The 212-nt window shown below is 47.6% G+C and carries 1 protein-coding gene; it reads right to left on the bottom strand.

The features are described from left to right. Window positions 1-212: hypothetical protein (locus ICN29_RS10665; protein ID WP_216133012.1), on the bottom strand; the 212-nt coding region annotated here is incomplete at both ends.

Genomic DNA, 212 nt, shown 5'->3' on the forward strand with positions numbered 1-212 from the left:
GCACCGCTAATATCAAATATCGCATTATTAATAATGCTAGATGAGGTGGCGATTGAGCCAGTGCCAGTTAAGGCTAAGGTGCCACCGTTAATGGTGGTAGTACCAGTGTAGGTATTGGTGTTGGTAAATACCTCAGTACCCGTTGTCAAGGTTACGCTGCCAGCGCCACTGATCACACCGTTAAAGGTGTCATGAGCGTGGCTGATGGTCAA

It is taken from the genome of Polynucleobacter nymphae (assembly GCF_018882155.1).
In the GTDB taxonomy this organism is placed as follows: Bacteria; Pseudomonadota; Gammaproteobacteria; order Burkholderiales; family Burkholderiaceae; genus Polynucleobacter; species Polynucleobacter nymphae.